Origin of the sequence: Streptococcus infantis SPAR10 (assembly GCF_000279535.1) — a bacterium.
Classification (GTDB): Bacteria; Bacillota; Bacilli; order Lactobacillales; family Streptococcaceae; genus Streptococcus; species Streptococcus infantis_I.
Map to the genome: position 1 here is coordinate 277,245 of NZ_ALCH01000001.1, position 22,303 is coordinate 299,547.

The following is a 22,303-nucleotide window of genomic DNA, read 5'->3' on the forward strand; positions in this document are numbered from 1 at the left end:
AGAAGGAAAGGAGAAGAGCATGAATTTACATCAACCCTTGCATGTCTTACCAGGAGTAGGACCTAAATCAGCAGAGAAATATGCCAAACTAGGAATTGAAAACTTGCAAGATCTCTTGCTCTACTTCCCTTTCCGTTATGAAGATTTTAAGACCAAGCAGGTGCTAGAGCTAGAAGACGGTGAAAAGGCTGTTTTATCTGGTCAGGTAGTGACACCAGCTAGTGTTCAATATTATGGTTTTAAGCGTAATCGTCTACGTTTTAGCCTCAAGCAGGGAGAGGTTGTTTTTGCAGTTAATTTCTTCAACCAACCCTACCTAGCTGACAAGATTGAACTAGGAGCAACCTTGGCTGTCTTTGGCAAGTGGGATCGTGCCAAGGCAAGCCTCACAGGAATGAAGGTTTTAGCCCAAGTCGAGGATGACCTCCAGCCTGTCTATCGCCTAGCGCAAGGCGTCAGTCAAGCAGGACTTGTTAAAGTCATCAAGACAGCCTTTGATCAGGGACTGAACCTCTTGATAGAAGAAAACATCCCCCAGTCCTTGCTAGATAAATACAAACTCATGCCTCGTAGTCAGGCTGTTCGTGCCATGCATTTTCCTAAGGATTTGGCAGAATACAAACAGGCGCTCCGTCGAATCAAATTTGAGGAACTCTTCTATTTCCAAATGCAATTACAGACCCTCAAGTCTGAAAATAAGGTCCATGGAAGTGGTCTGGTCTTGAACTGGTCTCAGAAAACATTAACTGCAGTTAAAGAGAAATTGCCTTTTGCCTTGACCCAAGCCCAAGAAAAAAGCCTGCAAGAAATTCTAACAGATATGAAGTCGGACCATCACATGAATCGACTCTTACAAGGGGATGTCGGTAGCGGGAAGACAGTGGTTGCAGGTCTTGCTATGTATGCAGCTGTAACGGCAGGGTATCAGGCTGCCCTCATGGTTCCAACAGAGATTCTTGCAGAGCAGCATTTTGAAAGTTTAGAGAGTCTCTTTCCAGATTTGAAATTAGCTCTCCTGACAGGGTCACTGAAAGCTGCAGAAAAACGAAAGGTCTTGGAAACCATTGCTAAGGGGGAAGCCGATGTGATTATCGGAACCCATGCTCTTATACAAGACGGCGTGGACTATGCCCGACTCGGCTTGATTATCATCGATGAGCAACACCGCTTTGGTGTAGGGCAAAGGCGTATTTTACGGGAAAAAGGTGAAAATCCAGATGTCCTCATGATGACGGCAACTCCCATACCACGGACCTTAGCCATCACTGCCTTTGGGGATATGGATGTTTCTATTATTGACCAGATGCCAGCAGGGCGTAAGCCGATCGTAACTCGTTGGATCAAGCATGAGCAATTACCACAGGTCTTGACTTGGTTGGAGGGTGAGATTCAGAAAGGCTCCCAAGTCTATGTTATCTCTCCTTTGATTGAAGAATCTGAAGCTCTGGACCTTAAAAATGCTATCGCTCTGTCAGAGGAGTTAACAACTCATTTTGCTGGGAAAGCAAAAGTTGCCCTCTTACATGGAAAGATGAAGAGTGATGAAAAAGATCAGATTATGCAGGATTTCAAAGAGAGAAAGACAGATATCCTGGTCTCTACAACGGTTATCGAAGTTGGGGTCAATGTGCCAAATGCGACAGTCATGATTATCATGGATGCTGACCGTTTCGGACTTAGTCAACTTCACCAGCTCAGAGGTCGTGTCGGTCGGGGAGACAAGCAGTCCTATGCAGTTCTAGTGGCCAATCCAAAAACTGACTCTGGGAAAGACCGCATGCGTATCATGACGGAAACGACCAATGGTTTTGTCCTTGCAGAAGAAGATTTGAAAATGCGGGGTTCTGGTGAAATTTTTGGGACTAAACAGTCAGGTTTACCAGAGTTCCATGTAGCTGATATCATCGAAGACTTCCCAATCCTTGAGGAAGCTAGAAAGGTAGCTAGCTATATCAGCTCCCTACCTAATTGGCGAGAGGACCCAGAGTGGCACATGATTGCCTTAAATCTCGAGAAAAAAGAATATCTGGATTAAGCTTTTTTAAGATAATGTTAAGTTTGCTTTTAGGGTGAGTATCTATACTAGAGTCATCCAAAAGAAACGAGGACTCTCTCATGACTATTAAAGTAAATTACCAAAAGATATTTCAAAAGGAAACTCAACCTTCTCCTAAATACTAAGAAAAAGAGTGGCAACGCTCTTTTTTATATATCTAAAACTACTTTCAAGAGGATTCTTGCTGGGGTCGGACATTAAATCCACTTTCCGTTTCCCTTTCTTTCTTGCATTGCTTCCCCATATGTGCTACAGTTATGATAACGGTTACAAAACAAAGGAGAATTCTATGAGAAATCCAGCATTAGTAGAAGAAATGAAAACATATCAAGGAAGAGATGAAGTCCCTCAGGATTTTGATGCTTTTTGGGATGGGGAGATTGACAAGGTTTCGGTCTTGCCAGATTACCAACTAGAGGAACGTGACTTTCATATTCCAAATGTTAAGTGCTATGAGTTAACCTTTAAAGGTACACGTGATGGACTTGTTTATGCACGTGTAGTCTTACCAAAATTAGATAAGAAAGTACCGGTTATTTTCCACTTCCATGGCTATATGGGACGTTGTTGGGATTGGACAGATATGCTAGCCTATACCGTCGCTGGTTATGGGGTTGTATCGATGGATGTTCGTGGGCAATCTGGATACTCACAAGATGGCTTACGTTCGCCTCTCGGAAATACAGTTAAGGGTCAAATCATCCGTGGCGCAGTAGAAGGAAAAGAGCAACTCTTCTATAAAGATGTCTATTTAGATATTTATCAATTGGTTGAAATTGTCGCTAGCTTCCCGCAAGTAGATGAGGGGCAATTGGCCAGTTATGGTGCTTCTCAAGGAGGAGCCTTGGCTTTAGTGGCTGCTGGTCTCAATCCACGTATCAAGCGAACAGTTGCCATCTATCCATTCTTGTCAGACTTTAGACGAGTATTAGAAATTGGGAATACCAGCGAAGCTTATGATGAGCTTTTTCGTTACTTTAAGTTCCATGATCCTTTCCACGAAACAGAAGAGCAGATCATGGAGACACTTGGTTATATCGATGTGAAAAACTTTGCCCATCGCATTAAAGGTGATGTGAGAATGATTACAGGGTTTGATGACGATGTCTGCTATCCAATCACCCAGTTTGCTATTTACAATCGTTTGACTTGTGAAAAGAGCTATCGTCTCATGCCAGAATATGCCCACGAGGCTATGAATGTCCATGTCAATGACCAGGTTTACAACTGGTTGTGTGGTAGTGAGATTTCCTTTACCTATGTAGGTCGTTAGAAATATGTAAAAAGAGCCCTGCTAAAACAGGGCTTTCTTTTTGAGAGATTAAAGAAAGTAGTTTCGAAAAGTTTGAAGCATAGAAATATATATGAAAGTAAATTCTATTATAGATTACTAAGGCTATTATTTAGAATATTTATTATATAATAAGTGTAGTATCAATTTGAAAGGAGTAAAATTGTTGCTTGCTTTAAGATATAAAGTATAAAAATGCAACAGAAATTCAGATGAAAAGAATGGGAAAAACCCATCAATAATACAGTTTCTTTACATGATTTATGCCCTGGAGGCAAAAAATTTTCAATAAAAAAGAAAGCGCTTTATTTTTTTGTGAAAGACGGAAGGGAATATATGACACAGAGAGATTTTGAACGGAAACAACGTTTTGGAATTAGAAAGTTAACAGTAGGAGCTGCATCAGTAGTCATTGGGGCAGTTGTTTTTGGTGCGTCGCCAGTTTTAGCTCAAGAAGCTCCAGCAACCAGTGGTGAAACAGCTGGACAAGCTTTGCCAGAATTGCCAAAAGAAGTAGAATCAGGAAATCTGGCTAACATAGATAAGGAACTTGCTGATAAGTTGGCAGCAGCGACAGATAAAGGAACTGAGGTAAACCGTGAGGAGCTGCAAGCAAATCCAGGCTCTGAAAATCCGACAGAAACTGAAAAACCAGCAGAGACTCCAGTAGCGGATACTGAGGACGAAAAAGTCGGTAGTGTTCCACGTGACTTCTACGCAAGAGAATTAGAAAATGCCAATGTTGTTGTTGAAAAAGAAGATGTAGAGACCAATGCAACAAATGGTCAACGAGTTGATTTGAATGATGAACTTGATAAATTGAAAAAGCTTCAGAACGCTACCATTCACATGGAATTTAAACCAGATGCGTCTGCTCCACGTTTTTACAACCTCTTCTCAGTTTCTAGTGATACCAAAGTAAATGAGTACTTCACAATGGCCATCCTTGATAACACGGCTATCGTTGAAGGTCGTGATGCAAATGGAAACCAATTCTATGGTGATTATAAAACTGCTCCTTTGAAGATTAAGCCAGGTCAGTGGAACTCTGTAACCTTTACAGTTGAAAGACCAAATGTAGACCAACCAAAAGGTCAGGTTCGCGTCTATGTAAATGGTGTCTTGTCTCGAACAAGTCCTCAGTCTGGTCGTTTTATCCAAGATATGCCAGATGTTAATCATGTTCAAATCGGTACAACAAAACGTACAGGCAAAAACTTCTGGGGATCAAATCTTAATGTTCGTAATTTAACGATTTATGATCGTACCCTTTCTCCAGAAGAAGTGAAAAAACGTAGTCAGTTCTTTGAAAGAGGTGAATTGGCGAAAAAACTTCCTGAAGGTGCAAAAGTTACGGATAAACTGGATGTATTTGAAGGTGGTGTGAACCGCAAACCAAATAAAGATGGTATTGCAAGTTACCGTATACCTGCACTTCTTAAGACAGATAAAGGTACCTTGATTGCCGGAACGGATGAAAGACGCTTGCATCACTCTGACTGGGGTGATATCGGTATGGTCGTTCGTCGTAGTGATGACAATGGGAAGACATGGGGAGATAGAATTACCATCTCTAATCCTCGTGACAATGAGAAAGCTAAAAATCCAGAATGGCCATCACCAGTTAATATTGACATGGCTTTAGTCCAAGATCCTGAAACTAAGAGAATCTTCTCAATTTATGATATGTTCCTCGAAGGGAAGGCAGTATTCTCTCTACCAGGAAAAGCACCACAAGCTTATGAGCAAATCGGTAATAAGGTTTACCAAGTCTTGTACAAACAAGGTGATGCAGGACGTTATACTATCCGTGAAAATGGTGAAGTTTTTGACCCTGAAAATAGAAAAACAGAATACCGTGTTGTAGTTGATCCTAAACAACCAGCTTATAGCGATAAGGGTGATCTATACAAGGGTGAAGAACTAATTGGTAATGTCTATTTCGAATACAGTGACAAGAATATCTTTAGAGTTTCAAATACCAACTATCTCTGGATGTCTTATAGTGATGATGATGGGAAAACATGGTCTGCACCTAAAGATATTACATACGGTATTCGCAAGGACTGGATGCACTTCTTAGGTACTGGACCTGGTACAGGGATTGCCTTGCATTCAGGACCTCACAAAGGTCGTCTCGTTATACCAGTCTATACTACAAATAACGTATCTTACTTGAGTGGTTCTCAGTCTTCACGCGTCATTTACTCGGATGACCATGGTGAAACTTGGCAAGCAGGTGAAGCTGTCAATGATAACCGCCCAGTAGGTAACCAAACAATTCACTCTTCAACTATGAATAATCCAGGTGCTCAAAATACTGAGTCAACTGTTGTTCAGTTGAACAACGGAGACCTCAAACTCTTCATGCGTGGATTGACAGGAGATTTGCAGGTTGCAACAAGTAAAGATGGCGGAGCGACTTGGGAAAAAGATGTAAAACGCTATTCAGATGTCAAAGATGTCTATGTTCAAATGTCAGCTATTCATACTGTACAAGATGGTAAGGAATATATCGTCCTCAGTAACGCAGGTGGACCAGGACGTTACAACGGTTTGGTACACTTGGCACGTGTGGAAGCTAACGGAGAATTAACTTGGCTTAAACACAATCCAATTCAAAGCGGTAAATTTGCCTATAACTCATTGCAAGATCTTGGTAATGGTGAATTTGGCTTACTTTATGAGCATGCAGATGCCAATCAAAATGAATATACTTTGTCTTATAAGAAATTCAACTGGGATTTCTTGAGCAAGGATATGATTGCTCCAACTAAAGCAAAAGTAAAAAGTGCAGTAGATATGGGTAACAATATTGTTGCACTAGAATTTGATTCAGAAGTCTTGGTAAACCAAGCTCCTGTTCTTAAATTAGCGAATGGAAACCTAGCAACCTTCTTAACTCAGTACGATACAAAAACACTGCTATTTGTTGTCAAAAAAGAAGATATTGGCCAAGAAGTTACAGAGATAGTTGATGGTGCGATTGAGAGCATGCATAATTTGCCAGTTAGCCTTGATGAGGCAGGAATTCCTGGTGGAATTAATAGTAAAGAACCTGCTATTCATGAAGTTCCAGAGTTCACTGGAGGCGTCAATGGTGACGAAGTGGCAGTACATGAAGTCCCAGAATTCGAAGGTGGTGTAAATGGTGACGAAGCAGCTGTAACAGAGGCGCCTGAGTATACAGAAGCCATTGGAACAGTAGGTGACGAAGCAGCACCAACAGTAGAAGTTCCGGAATTCGAAGGTGGCGTCAATGGTGACGAAGCAACTATAACAGAGCTTCCAGAGTATACTGATGCTATTGGAACAGTAGGTGACGAAGCAGCACCAACAGTAGAAGTCCCTGAGTTTGAAGGTGGTGTCAATGACGACGAAGCGGTTGTAACAGAACTTCCTGAGTACACTGAACCTAGTGCAACAGTCGGTGACGAAGCAGCGCCAACGGTGGAAGTCCCAGAATTCGAAGGTGGTGTCAATGCAGTCGAAGCTGCAGTTCATGAGCTTCCAGAATTCACAGGCGGAGTAAACGCAGTTGAAGCGCTCAAGAATGAGCTTCCAGAATTTGCAGGTGGAGCAAATGCAGTTCAAGCCCTTAAGCATGAACTTCCAGAATTCACAGGCGGAGTAAACGCAGTTGAAGCGCTCAAGAATGAGCTTCCAGAATTTGCAGGTGGAGCAAATGCAGTTCAAGCCCTTAAGCATGAACTTCTAGAATTCACAGGCGGAGTAAATGCAGTCGAGGCAACCAAAAACGAACTTCCGGAATATAAGGTTGAAGAAAAACCGCTTGTCACTTTAGTAGCACAGCAAGACAAGACATATCAAGCTCCAGCAGCTCAACCACAACAACCAACCCTCCCTGCAACAGGAAGTGAGGTTTCAACTCCTCTAGTATCTGTAGGAATGGTTGGAATGCTTCTCGGCTTGTTTGGAATGGCTAAGAAAAAAGAAGATTAATGGCAACATTGAATCTAAAAAGTCTCTATAAAAAGGTTTAGACTTATATTAGAAGAGTCTGTAACGTTCATTCGTTACAGGCTCTTTGTTTGCAGAAAGCGAAGATTCTAGTGGAAATAAGCGGATGAAAGGAGAATTTAACTCGGGTATTTCTCCCTGAAACTACTTTCAGGAGATTCTGTTTCATAAAATTGTTTTGAAACTTCAATCTATTCTAGTACAAGTTATTGAAAGCGCTTCAAAAATGATATATAATAGGCTCATAAGAAAAAAAGAAAAGGAGGAAAGTGGATGCCACAGATCAGTAAAGAAGCTTTGATTGAGCAGATTAAAGATGGAATCATCGTTTCTTGTCAGGCACTTCCTCACGAACCGCTTTATACAGAAGCGGGAGGTGTAATTCCCTTGCTAGTCAAAGCGGCTGAGCAAGGTGGAGCAGTCGGTATCCGAGCAAATAGTGTTCGGGATATTAAGGAAATCAAAGAGGTTACAAATCTTCCGATTATCGGAATTATCAAACGTGATTATCCACCACAGGAACCATTCATCACTGCAACCATGAAAGAAGTAGATGAACTAGCTGCTCTAGATATTGAGGTAATCGCTCTAGATTGTACCAAGAGAGAACGCCATGATGGCCTAGAGATTCAAGAATTCATTCGTCAAATCAAAGAAAAATATCCAAATCAACTCTTGATGGCTGACACAAGTACCTTTGAAGAAGGACTAACAGCAGTTGAAGCGGGAATTGACTTTGTTGGAACAACCTTGTCAGGTTACACATCTTATAGCCCGAAAGTGGATGGTCCAGACTTTGAATTGATTAAGAAACTTTGTGATGCAGGAGTAGACGTCATCGCAGAAGGTAAGATTCACACACCAGAACAGGCTAAGCAAATCCTAGGTTACGGAGTGCGAGGCATCGTAGTTGGTGGAGCTATTACTAGACCAAAAGAGATCACGGAACGATTTGTTGCAGGTCTCAAATAAGACAATTAAAACACGAGGAGAGTGGTTGATTCGTAAAATAAAATGTAAACGTATACAAAGTTGTCAATACTCATTATCCGTTTTGGATACGCATATCATCATTTAGGAGAATACTAATGAAATTTAGAAAACTAGCTTGTACAGTACTTGCGGGTGCTGCTGTTCTATCTCTTGCTGCTTGTGGCAAATCAGACGCTAAAAAAGACGTTGCAAGTGATGCAGGGAAAACTGAAATCACTTGGTGGGCTTTCCCAGTCTTCACTCAAGAAAAATCTGGTGACGGTGTAGGAACTTATGAAAAATCTATCATCGAAGCTTTCGAAAAAGCAAACCCAGATATCAAAGTTAAACTAGAAACAATCGACTTCAAATCTGGTCCAGAAAAAATCACGACAGCTATTGAAGCTGGAACTGCTCCAGATGTACTTTTCGATGCACCAGGTCGTATCATTAATTACGGTAAAAATGGTAAATTAGCTGAGTTGAATGACCTCTTTACAGATGAATTTGTTAAAGATGTTAACAATGAAAACATCATTCAAGCAAGTAAAGCTGGTGATAAAGCATACATGTATCCAATCAGTTCTGCACCATTCTACATGGCTATGAACAAGAAAATGTTGGAAGATGCTGGTGTAGCTAACCTTGTTAAAGAAGGTTGGACAACAGATGATTTTGAAAAAGTCTTGAAAGCACTTAAAGACAAAGGATACACTCCAGGTTCATTGTTCAGTTCTGGTCAAGGGGGAGACCAAGGAACACGTGCCTTCATCGCTAACCTATACGGCGGTTCTGTAACAGACAAAGAAGTTACTAAATACACAACTGACGATCCTAAGTTCGTCAAAGGTCTTGAAAAAGCAACTAGCTGGATTAAAGATGGTTTGTTGAACAACGGTTCACAATTTGACGGTGGAGCAGACATCCAAAACTTTGCAAACGGTCAAACATCATACACAATCCTTTGGGCACCAGCTCAAAACGGTATCCAAGCTAAACTCTTGGAAGCAAGTAAAGTTGAAGTGGTAGAAGTACCATTCCCATCTGATTCAGGCAAACCAGCTCTTGAGTACCTTGTAAACGGATTTGCAGTATTTAACAACAAGGATGAAAAGAAAGTTGCTGCTGCTAAGAAATTCATCCAATTCATCGCAGATGATAAAGAGTGGGGTCCTAAAGACGTAGTTCGTACAGGTGCCTTCCCAGTTCGCACTTCATTTGGAAAACTTTACGACGACAAACGTATGGAAACAATCAGTGGTTGGACTCAATACTACTCTCCATACTACAACACAATCGACGGATTTGCTGAAATGAGAACTCTATGGTTCCCAATGTTGCAATCAGTGTCTAACGGTGACGAACAACCTGCTGCAGCTTTGAAGACATTCACTGAAAAAGCGAATGAAACAATCAAAAAAGCAGCTAAATAATAAGCCCTAAATAAAAAGTAAAATCACCCCCTTTTCCCTGTGCACATCTGTGTACGAAAAGGGGGGTTTTGTTTAAAAAAAGTAAGGAACTGACAGGTCAAAATTAAAATGAAGTTCTTACATAGGCTTTTCTTGGAAAAAATTTCATTTTGATTTTACATCAATGTCAGATAACAATCAAAAAACAAAAACTATTTGAAAGTGAGGTGCCGACTGTGAAAGTCAATAAAATTCGCATGAGAGAAACAATTGTTTCTTATGCATTCTTAGCACCAGTATTAATCTTCTTTATCGTCTTTGTCCTAGCTCCAATGATCATGGGATTCATCACTAGTTTCTTTAACTACTCGATGACTAGCTTTGAGTTTGTGGGATTGGACAACTACATCCGCATGTTTAAAGACCCTGTCTTTACAAAATCTTTGATTAATACCGTAATCTTAGTTATCGGTTCTGTACCAGTCGTTGTACTCTTCTCACTATTTGTGGCATCACAAACTTACCAACAAAATGCAGTTGCTAGATCCTTCTATCGTTTCGTATTCTTCCTTCCTGTTGTAACAGGTAGTGTTGCTGTAACGGTTGTATGGAAATGGATTTATGATCCTCTATCAGGTATTTTGAATTTCGTACTTAAGTCAAGCCATATCATTAGCCAAAACATTTCTTGGTTGGGTGATAAAAACTGGGCTTTGATGGCGATTATGATTATTCTTTTGACAACATCAGTTGGTCAGCCAATCATCCTTTACATCGCTGCAATGGGTAATATTGATAACTCACTTGTTGAAGCGGCGCGTGTCGACGGAGCTACTGAGTTACAAGTTTTCTGGAAGATTAAATGGCCAAGCCTCCTTCCAACAACTCTTTATATCGCAATCATTACAACCATCAACTCATTCCAGTGTTTCGCTTTGATTCAGCTTTTGACTTCAGGTGGTCCAAACTACTCAACAAGTACACTTATGTACTACCTATACGAGAAAGCCTTCCAATTGACTGAGTATGGCTATGCCAATACTATTGGTGTATTCTTGGCAGTTATGATCGCAATTGTCAGCTTTGTTCAATTTAAAGTACTTGGAAACGACGTAGAATATTAATAGAAAGGAGACAGCTATGCAATCTACACAAAAGAAACCTTTAACAGCTTTCACTGTTATTTCAACCATCTTCTTGCTTTTATTGACTGTACTGTTTATCTTTCCATTCTACTGGATTTTGACAGGTGCATTCAAATCACAACCAGATACCATTATGATTCCACCACAATGGTTCCCTAAAGCTCCAACAATGGAGAACTTCCAACAATTGATGGTGCAAAACCCAGCCTTACAATGGATGTGGAACTCAGTCTTCATTTCATTGGTAACTATGTTCTTGGTTTGTGCAACTTCTTCCCTAGCAGGTTATGTATTGGCTAAGAAACGTTTCTATGGACAACGCATTCTATTCGCTATCTTTATCGCTGCCATGGCTCTTCCAAAACAAGTTGTCCTAGTACCATTGGTACGTATCGTCAACTTCATGGGAATCCATGACACTCTTTGGGCGGTTATCTTGCCTTTAATCGGATGGCCATTTGGGGTCTTCCTCATGAAACAGTTCAGTGAAAACATTCCAACAGAATTGCTCGAATCTGCTAAGATTGATGGATGTGGTGAGATTCGTACTTTCTGGAGCGTAGCCTTCCCAATCGTGAAGCCAGGATTTGCAGCTCTTGCAATCTTTACCTTCATCAATACATGGAATGACTACTTTATGCAGTTGGTTATGTTGACATCTCGTAACAACTTGACCATCTCACTCGGGGTTGCGACTATGCAGGCTGAGATGGCAACCAACTATGGTTTAATTATGGCAGGGGCTGCTCTTGCAGCTGTGCCAATCGTAACAGTCTTCCTTGTCTTCCAAAAATCCTTCACTCAAGGTATTACTATGGGAGCCGTTAAAGGTTAATACTCTGCGAAAATTGAATATAGTACAATCTGTTTATCAGTATGCAGAAGTATAGTTGATAGACTAAGAGAATACAGGATATATAAGTGTCTACAAAATGGAGAGGAGTTGGTTACTTCACGAAGTTTTGTTAGACACTTATAAACTTACTGGCTAGACATTTTGTGTCTGAAGATAACAATCAGGTAAAGGAAATTACTATGATTTTTGATGATTTAAAAAACATTAGCTTTTACAAGGGAATTCACCCAAATCTCGATAAGGCCATCGATTATCTCTATGAGCATCGTAAAGATAACTTTGAATTAGGGAAATACGATATTGATGGAGATAAGGTCTTCTTAGTTGTGCAAGAAAATGTTCTCAACAAAGAAGAAAATGATCGCTTTGAGCATCATAAAAACTATGCAGACTTACATTTGTTAGTTGAAGGACATGAGTATTCTAGCTACGGTTCTCGTATAAAAGATGAGGCTGTAGCCTTTGATGAAGCTAGCGATATTGGCTTTGTTCATTGTCACGAACAATACCCACTCTTGTTGGGATATCACAATTTTGCAGTTTTCTTCCCAGGAGAACCTCATCAGCCTAACGGTTATGCAGGTATGGAAGATAAAGTTCGCAAATATTTATTTAAAATTTTAATCGATTAGTCAGTTAGGAGGAGAAACAATGGCACATAAAGGATCTGGATTGATAAAAGCGGCATTCGATACGGATAACTTTCTGATGCGTTTTTGCGAGAAAGTTTTAGATATCGTGACGGTTAACCTACTCTTTGTTGTGTCTTGTTTACCTATTGTAACTATTGGAGTAGCTAAAATCAGTCTCTATCAGACAATCTTTGAAGTGAAGCGCAGCCGTCGTATTCCTGTTTTCAAAATCTATATTAGAGCCTTTAAGCAAAATTTGAAATTAGGTTTTCAGTTAGGTTTGCTGGAATTAGGAATCTTTTTAATCAGTGTGGTTGACTTATCACTATTTTGGAGTCAAACTGGTGTTGCCTTTCAGCTCATTAAAGCTATTTGCTTGGGAATTCTGATATTTTTAACCTTAGTTATGTTGGCTAGCTATCCAATTGCTGCACGCTATGAATTAACTTGGAAAGAAGTTCTTCAAAAGGGCTTGCTTTTGGTCAGCTTTAACTTCGTATGGTTCTTCTTGATGCTTGCAATTATTTTGTTAATCATTATGCTTCTTTATCTATCAGGCTTTACTCTAGTGCTTGGTGGTTCAGCATTTCTACTCTTTGGCTTTGGTCTTCTTGCCTTTTGCCAAGCTGGATTAATGGAAAAATTGTTTGCTAAATATCAAGCAGATTGAAAACGATATGAAACTACTTTCAAACAAGAAAAGCTATGGGAGATGAATAGAAATTAAAATCTAAGTGGCTAAGATGTATTGAAAGCGCTTTTTACAAGGTGTATACTAAAATAGTAAAAAATCATCTGCTCAAAGCAGAAAAAAGAAATCTTAGGAGAAATCTATGTCAGGTTTAAAAAAATATGAAGGTGTCATTCCTGCCTTCTACGCATGTTATGATGATGCGGGTGAAGTTAGCCCAGAACGTACTCGTGCCTTGGTACAATACTTTATTGATAAAGGTGTTCAAGGGCTTTATGTCAACGGTTCTTCAGGTGAATGTATCTACCAAAGTGTAGAAGACCGTAAATTGATCTTAGAAGAAGTTATGGCAGTTGCCAAAGGTAAATTGACCATCATTGCTCACGTAGCTTGTAACAATACCAAAGATAGTATTGAACTGGCTCGTCATGCAGAAAGTTTGGGAGTAGATGCTATCGCAACAATCCCACCAATTTACTTCCGTTTGCCTGAGTACTCAGTTGCTAAATACTGGAACGACATCAGTGCTGCTGCACCAAACACAGACTATGTTATCTACAACATTCCTCAATTGGCAGGTGTTGCTTTGACTCCAAGTCTTTACACAGAAATGTTGAAAAACCCACGTGTCATTGGTGTTAAAAATTCTTCAATGCCAGTTCAAGATATCCAAACATTCGTTAGCCTTGGTGGCGATGACCATATCGTCTTTAACGGTCCAGACGAACAATTCCTAGGCGGACGTCTCATGGGTGCAAAAGCTGGTATCGGTGGTACTTATGGTGCTATGCCAGAACTCTTCTTGAAACTCAACCAATTGATTGCGGATAAAGACCTAGAAACAGCGCGTGAATTGCAATACGCTATCAACGCTATCATCGGTAAATTGACTGCAGCTCATGGGAATATGTACTGTGTGATTAAAGAAGTCTTGAAAATCAATGAAGGACTTAACATCGGATCAGTTCGTTCTCCACTTACACCAGTGACCGAAGAAGATCGTCCAGTTGTAGAAGCAGCTGCTCAATTGATTCGTGAATCTAAGGAGCGTTTCCTCTAATCAATAGGAGGCTTTATGACTAATTACGTTGCAATTGATATTGGTGGAACTAATATCAAATATGGTTTAATTGATCAGGATGGACAACTTGTAGAGTCTAACGAAGTAGCGACTGAGGCTCACAAGGGTGGTCCACACATCTTACAGAAAACAAAAGATATCGTAGCTAGCTATCTAGAAAAAGGACCAGTGTCAGGTGTAGCAATTTCCTCGGCGGGAATGGTTGATCCTGATAAGGGTGAGATTTTCTACGCTGGTCCACAGATTCCAAATTATGCCGGAACCCAATTTAAAAAGGAAATTGAAGAAAGCTTTAACATTCCTTGTGAAATTGAAAATGATGTTAACTGTGCAGGGCTTGCTGAAGCTGTCTCTGGTTCAGGAAAGGGTGCAAGTATTACCCTTTGCTTGACGATTGGGACTGGTATCGGTGGTTGCTTAATCATTGATGGGCAAGTTTTCCATGGCTTTAGTAATTCTGCCTGTGAAGTTGGTTATCTGCACATGCAGGATGGAGCCTTCCAGGACTTAGCGTCTACGACAGCTCTTGTTAAGTATGTGGCTGATGCACATGGAGATGAAGTGGAACAGTGGAACGGTCGCAGAATTTTCAAAGAAGCTACCGAAGGCAATAAACTCTGTATGGAGGGGATTGACCGTATGGTGGATTACCTTGGTAAGGGTCTCGCAAATATTTGTTATGTTGCCAATCCAGAAGTTGTCATCCTTGGTGGTGGGATCATGGGGCAAGAAGCAATTTTGAAACCAAAAATCCGTAAGGCTTTGAAAGATTCGCTTGTTCCAAGCTTAGCAGACAAGACTCGACTTGAATTTGCCCACCATCAGAATACTGCTGGCATGCTCGGTGCTTATTATCATTTCAAAACAAAACAATCCTAAATTGGCCTTGCCAATTTAGGATTTTTAAATAAAGGCAAATACTAACTTGCTTACTGCTGGCAAGGTATCTTGCATTTTTGACTTCGATATAGTATATTTAAGTTAATTCAAATATATATCAGTAACACCAATAGATATGGACTAAAGGAGAGCAATCATTGACCTATAATCAACAAGAAAAATATAACAGTAAAGTAAGCTCCCCTGAGGATCAAGAAACAGAAATTGCTGCTTACGGTCCACTTCCGAGCAAGGCTCAATTGGATTATCACAAGGAGGAATTGGCTGCCTTCATCCACTATGGTATGAACACCTATACTGATTCTGAGTGGGGGGATGGTCAAGAAAATCCTCAAAACTTCAATCCAACAAATCTTGATACAGATCAGTGGATTAAGACTTTGAAGGATGCTGGATTCAAACGAACAATCATGGTTGTAAAACACCATGACGGATTTGTGATTTATCCATCTAAATATACAGACCATACGGTGGCTGCAAGTCCATGGAAAGATGGTAAGGGTGACCTTCTCGAAGAAATCTCTAAATCAGCGACTAAGTATGACATGAATATGGGTGTTTACCTATCACCATGGGATGCCAACCATCCTAAATATCATGTTGCAACTGAGAAAGAGTACAACGAATACTACCTCAACCAACTCAAGGAAATCCTTGGAAATCCTAAATACGGAAACAATGGTAAGTTTATCGAAGTTTGGATGGACGGTGCGCGTGGTAGCGGAGCTCAAAAAGTAACTTATGCCTTTGATGAGTGGTTCAAGTACATCAAGGAAGCTGAAGGAGACATCGCCATCTTCTCTGCTCAACCAACAAGTGTCCGTTGGATCGGTAATGAACGTGGTATCGCCGGAGATCCAGTTTGGCATAAGGTCAAGAAAGCTAAAATCACTGATGATGTGAAGAATGAATATCTCAACCATGGAGATCCAGAAGGAGATATGTACTCAGTTGGTGAAGCAGACGTTTCTATCCGATCAGGTTGGTTCTACCATGACAATCAACAGCCAAAATCAATCAAAGATTTGATGGATATCTACTTCAAGTCTGTTGGTCGTGGAACGCCACTTCTCCTCAATATTCCACCTAATAAAGAAGGTAAATTCGCAGAAGCAGATGTGGCTCGCTTGAAAGAATTCCGAGCAACCTTGGATCAAATGTATGCGACTGACTTCGCTAAGGGAGCAACTGTAACTGCAAGCTCTACTCGTAAGAATCACTTGTATCAAGCAAGTCATTTGACAGATGGTAAGGATGATACGAGCTGGGCACTAGCAAATGATGCTAAGACAGGTGAATTTACTGTCGATCTTGGACAAAAGAGACGCTTTGACGTAGTCGAACTCAAAGAAGATATCGCTAAGGGTCAACGTATCTCTGGCTTCAAGGTTGAAGTTGAACTCAATGGTCGTTGGGTTCCATATGGTGAAGGGTCAACTGTTGGTTATCGTCGTCTTATCCAAGGTCAACCAGTAGAGGCACAAAAGATTCGTGTAACTATTACTGGTGCACAAGCGACTCCAATCTTGACAAACTTCTCTGTTTATAAGACACCAAGCAGTATCGAGAAGACAGATGGTTACCCTCTAGGACTAGATTACCATTCAAATACAACTGCTGATAAAGAGAATACAACTTGGTATGATGAATCTGAAGGCGTCCGCGGAACATCTATGTGGACTAACCAAAAAGATGCTAGCGTAACCTACCGTTTCGCTGGAACAAAAGCATATGTAGTGTCTACAGTTGATCCAAACCACGGTGAAATGTCCGTTTACGTGGATGGTCAAAAGGTTGCAGACGTACAAACGAATAATGCAGCTCGTAAACGTAGCCAGATGGTTTATGAAACTGAAGACTTGGCTCCAGGTGAACATACCATCAAACTCGTTAACAAAACTGGTAAAGCTATTGCAACGGAAGGTATCTACACGCTCAACAATGCTGGTAAAGGTATGTTTGAGATGAAAGAAACGACCTATGAAGTTCAAAAAGGTCAACCGGTTACTGTAACAATTAAGCGTGTTGGTGGTAGCAAAGGAACAGCAACAGTCCATGTTGTAACAGAGCCAGGAACAGGGGTTCATGGTAAAGTGTACAAGGACACAACAGCTGACTTAACCTTCCAAGATGGTGAAACTGAGAAAACAATCACGATTCCAACGATCGACTTTACAGAGCAAGCTGATTCAATCTTTGACTTCAAAGTGAAAATGACTAGCGTTTCTGACAATTCCCTTCTTGGTTTTGCTTCAGAAGCTACGATTCGAGTGATGAAAGCTGAATTATTTTAGAAAAATTAGCGAGTATAGATAAATGTCTATCGAGATTTTATGCAAAAAATTTTGAATGATAAAAAATCCTAAATTGATTTTATCAATTTAGGATTTTCCCTTTCTGTGATTTCTACGATAACCATTCAGTCTATTATTCTCCCAATAGCTATTAAAGATTTTTTCTTTACTTTCGCGATCAATCTCTAGGAAATAAGCGTAGAGTAAATCAATGATAATCAGCATTGGAATCTGAGCAGAAATTCGTTGAATATAAGATGCTTGGTTTTGGCTTGCGACCAAAATGGTTTCTGTAAATGCTTGAGTATCCTTATTCGGTGAACTTGTAAATAGAACCGTCTTAGCTCCCATGTCCTGGGCATCTAATAGGCTATCGATGATGGACGGTGTTGTTCCTGAGAGGGAAAAACCAAAGACCAAACATTTTTCATCAATGATACTAGTCGTCCAGGCAAAACCGTCTGGATCTGTTAAGGCTTCACAGACGACACCCAATCTCATAAAACGTAGCTTCATCTCACGTGCGACTAGACCAGAACTCCCAGTTCCGAAAAAATACACGCGTTCGGATTGGTCAATCATCTGAGCCACGCGTTCCAGCTGCTCATCGTCAATCAATCCTTGAGAAATTTCTCGCAGGTTTGCATAACTTCTAAGGACTCTCTGAGTCAAAGGATTCATATCCTGTTGAGGAGTAGAAAGAGTGTCTTTTTGTTGTTGGTATTTGAAGATGAACTCTCGATAGCCCTTAAAACCACATTTCTTGGCAAAACGAGTGAGCGCTGCCTGGGAAATATGAAGTTTTTGAGTAACTTGCTGAGAGGATAAGTCATCGTTTATGGTATCTGCCTGCAGAAAATAGCGAGCAATTTCTTGCTCTAAATCGGTCATTTCTTCAAAGTGAAGCTCAATGATTGTAGAAATATCTTGCTTATTCATGGGACTCCTTTGATAGCTATTTGCCAGAATTTATTTGATAAATCTAACAAATAAAATAGCGCTTACCTCCATTATATCATAGAAAATAATTTTTGGACCAAAAAGGGAAAGTCTTTTCTTTTTCCATAATTTTCTACCTAAATTATGGTACAATTAAGAGTGTGATTTTGATTAGAAATGAGATTGATGTGTATGAGAAAATTCAATAGCCACTCGATACCGATACGGCTTAATTTGTTATTTGCAATCGTCATTTTGCTTTTTTTAACAATTATTGGCCGTTTGCTTTATATGCAAGTTCTTCATAAGGATTTTTATGAAAATAAACTAGCTTCTGCTAGCCAAACTCGAGTAACCATGGGTTCCGCTCGTGGAGAAATTTATGATGCAACAGGAAAACCTTTAGTCCAAAACACCGTTAAACAAGTTGTTTCATTCACACGAAGTAACAAGATGACTGCGGCTGATTTGAAGGATATTTCTAAAAAATTGTTGACTTATGTCACAGTCACTTCTCCAGAGTTGACGGACCGACAAATGGCAGACTACTACTTGGCGGATGCCGAAGCTTATAAGAAAACAGTTGAAGCTCTTCCAAAAGATAAACGGTATGATTCAGATGGCAATCAACTTTCTGAATCTGAACTCTATAACAACGCTGCTAATAGTATTGCAGCTAATCAGATGGACTATTCCGAGGATGAAAAGAAGGCCATCTATCTCTTTAGCCAGCTCAATTCAGTTGGAAATTTTGCTACAGGAAATATTCAAACAGATCCTTTGAGTGATACACAGGTAGCTGTAATTGCTTCTGCTTCAAAGGAATTGCCAGGTATTTCTATCTCTACCTCATGGGATCGAAAGGTCTTAGAAACTTCTCTTTCATCTATTGTCGGAACTGTTTCTAGTGAAAAATCAGGTCTTCCAGCAGAAGAAGTAGACGCTTATTTGAAAAAAGGTTATTCGCTCAATGATCGCGTCGGGACTTCCTATCTTGAAAAACAATACGAAGAAGTCTTGCAAGGGAAACGGACCGTCAAGGAAATCCATTTGGACAAGCATGGAGACATGGAGAGCGTAGAGAATATAGAAGAAGGTAGCAAGGGAAAAAACATCAAATTAACCATTGATTTGGCCTTCCAAGATAGCGTAGACAGCCTCTTAAAGAGTTATTTTAATTCTGAACTTGCAAATGGTGGTGCTAAATACTCAGAAGGTGTTTATGCGGTAGCCCTTAATCCTAAGACAGGTGCTGTATTGGCAATGTCAGGAATTAAACACAATCTAGAAACAGGAGACTTGACACCAGACTCACTAGGAACAGTGACCAATGTTTTTGTACCAGGGTCTGTCGTTAAGGCGGCAACCATCAGTTCTGGTTGGGAAAATGGGGTCTTGTCAGGCAACCAAACCTTGACAGACCAACCAATCGTCTTCCAAGGTTCTGCTCCTATCAATTCGTGGTATACCCCTTATTACGGTTCCTTCCCGGTTACAGCCGTTGAGGCTCTAGAATATTCATCAAATGCCTACATGGTTCAAACTGCGCTAGGAATGATGGGTCAGACCTATCAACCAAATATGACAGTCAAAACCAACCAACTTGAGTCTGCTATGGGTAAACTTCGTGCTACCTTTGGAGAGTATGGACTAGGAGTTTCTACTGAGATTGACTTGCCAGATGAATCGACAGGATTTATCCCCCAAAAATTTGACTTGGCTAATTATTTAACTAATGCTTTTGGCCAGTTTGACAACTACACACCGATGCAATTAGCCCAGTACGTTGCAACGATTGCTAACAATGGCGTTCGTCTAGCTCCACATATTGTCGAGGGAATATACGACAACAATGATAAGGGTGGCCTTGGGGAATTAATCCAAGCAATAGATACCAAGGAAATCAACAAGGTCAATATTTCTGAATCAGATATGGCAATCTTGCACCAAGGATTTTACCAAGTATCGCATGGAACTAGTCCCCTTACGACAGGACGGGCGTTTTTAGATGGCGCCACTGTTTCTATCAGTGGTAAGACCGGTACAGCTGAAAGCTATGTAGCTGGTGGTCAAGAAGCTAATAATACCAATGCTGTGGCCTATGCTCCAACAGAAAATCCTCAAATTGCAGTTGCAGTAGTCTTTCCTCATAATACCAATTTAACCAAAAATGTTGGGCCAGCAATTGCTCGCGACATTATCAATCTATACAACCAACACCATCCAATGAATTAGAAAGGAAGCCATGCTTTATCCAACACCTATTGCTAAGTTGATTGACAGTTATTCCAAACTTCCTGGTATTGGGATTAAGACAGCGACCCGACTGGCCTTTTATACCATTGGGATGCCGGATGACGATGTCAATGAATTTGCAAAAAATCTCCTTGCAGCCAAGCGAGAATTGACTTATTGCTCTATTTGTGGACGTTTGACAGACGAGGATCCTTGCTCTATCTGTACTGATCCTAGCCGAGATCAGTCAACGATTCTGGTCCTTGAGGATAGTCGCGATGTCGCTGCCATGGAAAATATCCAAGAGTACCACGGACTTTACCATGTCTTACACGGCTTGATTTCCCCTATGAATGGGATTAGCCCAGATGACATCAATCTCAAGAGTCTCATGACGCGCCTCATGGATAGCGAGGTTTCAGAGGTCATCGTAGCCACCAATGCAACTGCTGATGGTGAGGCGACTTCCATGTATATCTCTCGACTTCTCAAACCCGCAGGGATCAAGGTTACTCGTCTAGCGCGAGGTCTAGCAGTCGGAGCTGATATCGAATATGCGGACGAAGTAACGCTCTTAAGAGCTATCGAAAATCGTACAGAACTCTAGTCTGTAAGATTAATGATAGAAGCAATTAGCTAGTAGATAAGATTTTAAGAAACATAGAGACTGGATTTGTTTTTAATCTAGTCTCTTTTTTGCTATTCAAGTTTAAAAAAAGAGACAAATGTGATATACTAAAGAGCAAGTATTCTAGTAGAAATAGGACAATCATATGAAACAAACAATTATTTTATTATATGGTGGACGCAGTGCAGAACGTGAAGTGTCTGTATTGTCAGCTGAGAGTGTCATGCGTGCGGTCAACTATGATCGTTTCGCAGTCAAAACCTTCTTTATCAGCCAGTCCGGTGATTTCATCAAAACCCAAGAATTTACCCAAACTCCTGGACAAGATGAACGTCTCATGACCAATGAAACGATTGATTGGGACAAGAAAATTGCTCCAAGTGCCATCTACGAAGAAGGAGCGGTTGTTTTTCCAGTTCTTCATGGACCTATGGGGGAAGATGGTTCTGTTCAAGGTTTCTTAGAAGTCTTGAAAATGCCTTATGTCGGTTGTAACATCCTATCTTCAAGCCTTGCCATGGATAAAATCACAACTAAGCGTGTCTTGGAATCTGCTGGGATTGCCCAAGTCCCTTACGTAGCGATTGTTGAAGGGGATGACTTGACTTCTAAGATTGCAGAAGTTGAGGATAAATTAACCTACCCAGTCTTTACCAAACCATCCAATATGGGTTCTAGTGTCGGTATTTCTAAGTCTGAAAATAAAGAAGAACTCCATCAAGCTTTAGAGCTTGCCTTCAAGTACGATAGTCGTGTCTTGGTAGAGCAAGGAGTCAATGCACGTGAAATCGAGGTTGGTCTTTTAGGAAACTATGATGTCAAGAGCACTTTACCTGGTGAAGTTGTCAAGGACGTAGCCTTCTATGACTATGAAGCCAAATACATCGATAACAAGATTACGATGGATATTCCAGCTAAGATTAGTGATGATGTAGTAGCAGTCATGCGTAAAAATGCAGAAGCTGCCTTCCGTGCTATTGGCGGACTTGGTCTCTCACGTTGTGATTTCTTCTATACAGATAAGGGAGAAGTTTTCCTAAATGAGCTCAACACCATGCCAGGATTTACCCAGTGGTCTATGTATCCATTGCTCTGGGACAATATGGGGATTAGCTATCCAGAACTAATCGAGCGTTTGGTTGAGCTTGCTAAGGAAAGCTTTAACAAGCGTGAAGCGCACCTATTGTAAA

General features: G+C 40.6%; 15 protein-coding genes and 1 pseudogene. 15 read left to right on the forward strand and 1 reads right to left on the reverse strand.

Annotation, left to right across the window (positions count from 1 at the left end; genetic code table 11):
• The first annotated feature begins 19 nt into the window (after window positions 1–19).
• The 12 genes and pseudogenes from recG to SPAR10_RS03510 form a co-directional block, all read left to right on the forward strand.
• The gene (gene recG, locus SPAR10_RS03455) at window positions 20–2,035 is read left to right on the forward strand and encodes an ATP-dependent DNA helicase RecG (RefSeq protein ID WP_004250802.1); all 2,016 of its coding nucleotides are present in this window, start codon (window positions 20–22) and stop codon (window positions 2,033–2,035) included.
• 310 nt (window positions 2,036–2,345) lie between these two features.
• Window positions 2,346–3,329 carry an acetylxylan esterase gene (locus SPAR10_RS03460; protein ID WP_004250803.1) on the forward strand — a complete coding sequence of 328 codons (984 nt, stop codon included), beginning with the start codon at window positions 2,346–2,348 and terminating at the stop codon, window positions 3,327–3,329.
• Window positions 3,330–3,683: 354 nt separating this feature from the next.
• A complete protein-coding gene (locus SPAR10_RS03465; RefSeq protein WP_004250805.1) occupies window positions 3,684–7,310 on the forward strand; it encodes an SIALI-17 repeat-containing surface protein in 3,627 nt (1,208 codons plus the stop codon).
• A 291-nt stretch (window positions 7,311–7,601) separates the two neighbouring features.
• On the forward strand, window positions 7,602–8,300 hold the full coding sequence (locus SPAR10_RS03470) for an N-acetylmannosamine-6-phosphate 2-epimerase (RefSeq protein ID WP_004250807.1): 699 nt from the start codon (window positions 7,602–7,604) through the stop codon (window positions 8,298–8,300).
• Between the two features lie 116 nt (window positions 8,301–8,416).
• Window positions 8,417–9,733, forward strand: coding sequence for an ABC transporter substrate-binding protein (locus SPAR10_RS03475; protein WP_004250808.1), 1,317 nt, complete (start codon window positions 8,417–8,419; stop codon window positions 9,731–9,733).
• 236 nt (window positions 9,734–9,969) lie between these two features.
• Window positions 9,970–10,836 (forward strand): carbohydrate ABC transporter permease, encoded by an 867-nt coding sequence (locus SPAR10_RS03480; protein WP_033630848.1) that lies wholly within the window; start codon window positions 9,970–9,972, stop codon window positions 10,834–10,836.
• Between the two features lie 16 nt (window positions 10,837–10,852).
• On the forward strand, window positions 10,853–11,692 hold the full coding sequence (locus tag SPAR10_RS03485) for a carbohydrate ABC transporter permease (RefSeq protein ID WP_004250812.1): 840 nt from the start codon (window positions 10,853–10,855) through the stop codon (window positions 11,690–11,692).
• A 200-nt stretch (window positions 11,693–11,892) separates the two neighbouring features.
• Complete coding sequence (locus tag SPAR10_RS03490; RefSeq protein ID WP_004250815.1) at window positions 11,893–12,345, forward strand: NanQ anomerase/TabA/YiaL family protein; 453 nt, start codon at window positions 11,893–11,895, stop codon at window positions 12,343–12,345.
• Between the two features lie 19 nt (window positions 12,346–12,364).
• Window positions 12,365–13,015: a YesL family protein gene (locus tag SPAR10_RS03495; RefSeq protein ID WP_004250816.1), complete on the forward strand. Its 651-nt coding sequence runs from the start codon at window positions 12,365–12,367 to the stop codon at window positions 13,013–13,015.
• A 163-nt stretch (window positions 13,016–13,178) separates the two neighbouring features.
• The gene (locus SPAR10_RS03500) at window positions 13,179–14,096 is read left to right on the forward strand and encodes a dihydrodipicolinate synthase family protein (RefSeq protein ID WP_004250818.1); all 918 of its coding nucleotides are present in this window, start codon (window positions 13,179–13,181) and stop codon (window positions 14,094–14,096) included.
• 15 nt (window positions 14,097–14,111) lie between these two features.
• Window positions 14,112–14,996 (forward strand): ROK family protein, encoded by an 885-nt coding sequence (locus tag SPAR10_RS03505; protein ID WP_004250819.1) that lies wholly within the window; start codon window positions 14,112–14,114, stop codon window positions 14,994–14,996.
• A gap of 194 nt (window positions 14,997–15,190) precedes the next feature.
• Window positions 15,191–17,311 (forward strand): annotated as a pseudogene (locus tag SPAR10_RS03510) (alpha-L-fucosidase); the annotation flags it as partial.
• Between the two features lie 87 nt (window positions 17,312–17,398).
• Here SPAR10_RS03510 and SPAR10_RS03515 read toward each other — a convergent pair.
• Complete coding sequence (locus SPAR10_RS03515) at window positions 17,399–18,250, reverse strand: MurR/RpiR family transcriptional regulator (RefSeq protein WP_004250821.1); 852 nt, start codon at window positions 18,248–18,250, stop codon at window positions 17,399–17,401.
• A 192-nt stretch (window positions 18,251–18,442) separates the two neighbouring features.
• Between SPAR10_RS03515 and pbp2b the strand changes: the two genes are divergently transcribed.
• The 3 genes from pbp2b (at window position 18,443) to SPAR10_RS03530 (ending at window position 22,302) form a co-directional block, all read left to right on the forward strand.
• Window positions 18,443–20,485: a penicillin-binding protein PBP2B gene (pbp2b, locus tag SPAR10_RS03520; protein ID WP_025170521.1), complete on the forward strand. Its 2,043-nt coding sequence runs from the start codon at window positions 18,443–18,445 to the stop codon at window positions 20,483–20,485.
• A 10-nt stretch (window positions 20,486–20,495) separates the two neighbouring features.
• Window positions 20,496–21,092 carry a recombination mediator RecR gene (recR, locus tag SPAR10_RS03525; RefSeq protein ID WP_000966738.1) on the forward strand — a complete coding sequence of 199 codons (597 nt, stop codon included), beginning with the start codon at window positions 20,496–20,498 and terminating at the stop codon, window positions 21,090–21,092.
• A 166-nt stretch (window positions 21,093–21,258) separates the two neighbouring features.
• Complete coding sequence (locus SPAR10_RS03530) at window positions 21,259–22,302, forward strand: D-alanine--D-alanine ligase (protein WP_004250825.1); 1,044 nt, start codon at window positions 21,259–21,261, stop codon at window positions 22,300–22,302.
• Window position 22,303 lies beyond the last annotated feature (1 nt).

Excerpts from the sequence above, each read along its gene's own strand:
- SPAR10_RS03500 (WP_004250818.1), top strand. The coding sequence starts at position 13,179 with ATGTCAGGTTTAAAAAAATATGAAGGTGTCATTCCTGCCTTCTACGCA.
- SPAR10_RS03530 (WP_004250825.1), top strand. The coding sequence starts at position 21,259 with ATGAAACAAACAATTATTTTATTATATGGTGGACGCAGTGCAGAACGT.
- SPAR10_RS03490 (WP_004250815.1), top strand. The coding sequence starts at position 11,893 with ATGATTTTTGATGATTTAAAAAACATTAGCTTTTACAAGGGAATTCAC.
- SPAR10_RS03465 (WP_004250805.1), top strand. The coding sequence starts at position 3,684 with ATGACACAGAGAGATTTTGAACGGAAACAACGTTTTGGAATTAGAAAG.
- pbp2b (WP_025170521.1), top strand. The coding sequence starts at position 18,443 with ATGAGAAAATTCAATAGCCACTCGATACCGATACGGCTTAATTTGTTA.
- SPAR10_RS03505 (WP_004250819.1), top strand. The coding sequence starts at position 14,112 with ATGACTAATTACGTTGCAATTGATATTGGTGGAACTAATATCAAATAT.
- SPAR10_RS03515 (WP_004250821.1), bottom strand. The coding sequence starts at position 18,250 with ATGAATAAGCAAGATATTTCTACAATCATTGAGCTTCACTTTGAAGAA.
- SPAR10_RS03485 (WP_004250812.1), top strand. The coding sequence starts at position 10,853 with ATGCAATCTACACAAAAGAAACCTTTAACAGCTTTCACTGTTATTTCA.
- recR (WP_000966738.1), top strand. The coding sequence starts at position 20,496 with ATGCTTTATCCAACACCTATTGCTAAGTTGATTGACAGTTATTCCAAA.
- recG (WP_004250802.1), top strand. The coding sequence starts at position 20 with ATGAATTTACATCAACCCTTGCATGTCTTACCAGGAGTAGGACCTAAA.
- SPAR10_RS03460 (WP_004250803.1), top strand. The coding sequence starts at position 2,346 with ATGAGAAATCCAGCATTAGTAGAAGAAATGAAAACATATCAAGGAAGA.
- SPAR10_RS03495 (WP_004250816.1), top strand. The coding sequence starts at position 12,365 with ATGGCACATAAAGGATCTGGATTGATAAAAGCGGCATTCGATACGGAT.
- SPAR10_RS03480 (WP_033630848.1), top strand. The coding sequence starts at position 9,970 with ATGAGAGAAACAATTGTTTCTTATGCATTCTTAGCACCAGTATTAATC.
- SPAR10_RS03475 (WP_004250808.1), top strand. The coding sequence starts at position 8,417 with ATGAAATTTAGAAAACTAGCTTGTACAGTACTTGCGGGTGCTGCTGTT.
- SPAR10_RS03470 (WP_004250807.1), top strand. The coding sequence starts at position 7,602 with ATGCCACAGATCAGTAAAGAAGCTTTGATTGAGCAGATTAAAGATGGA.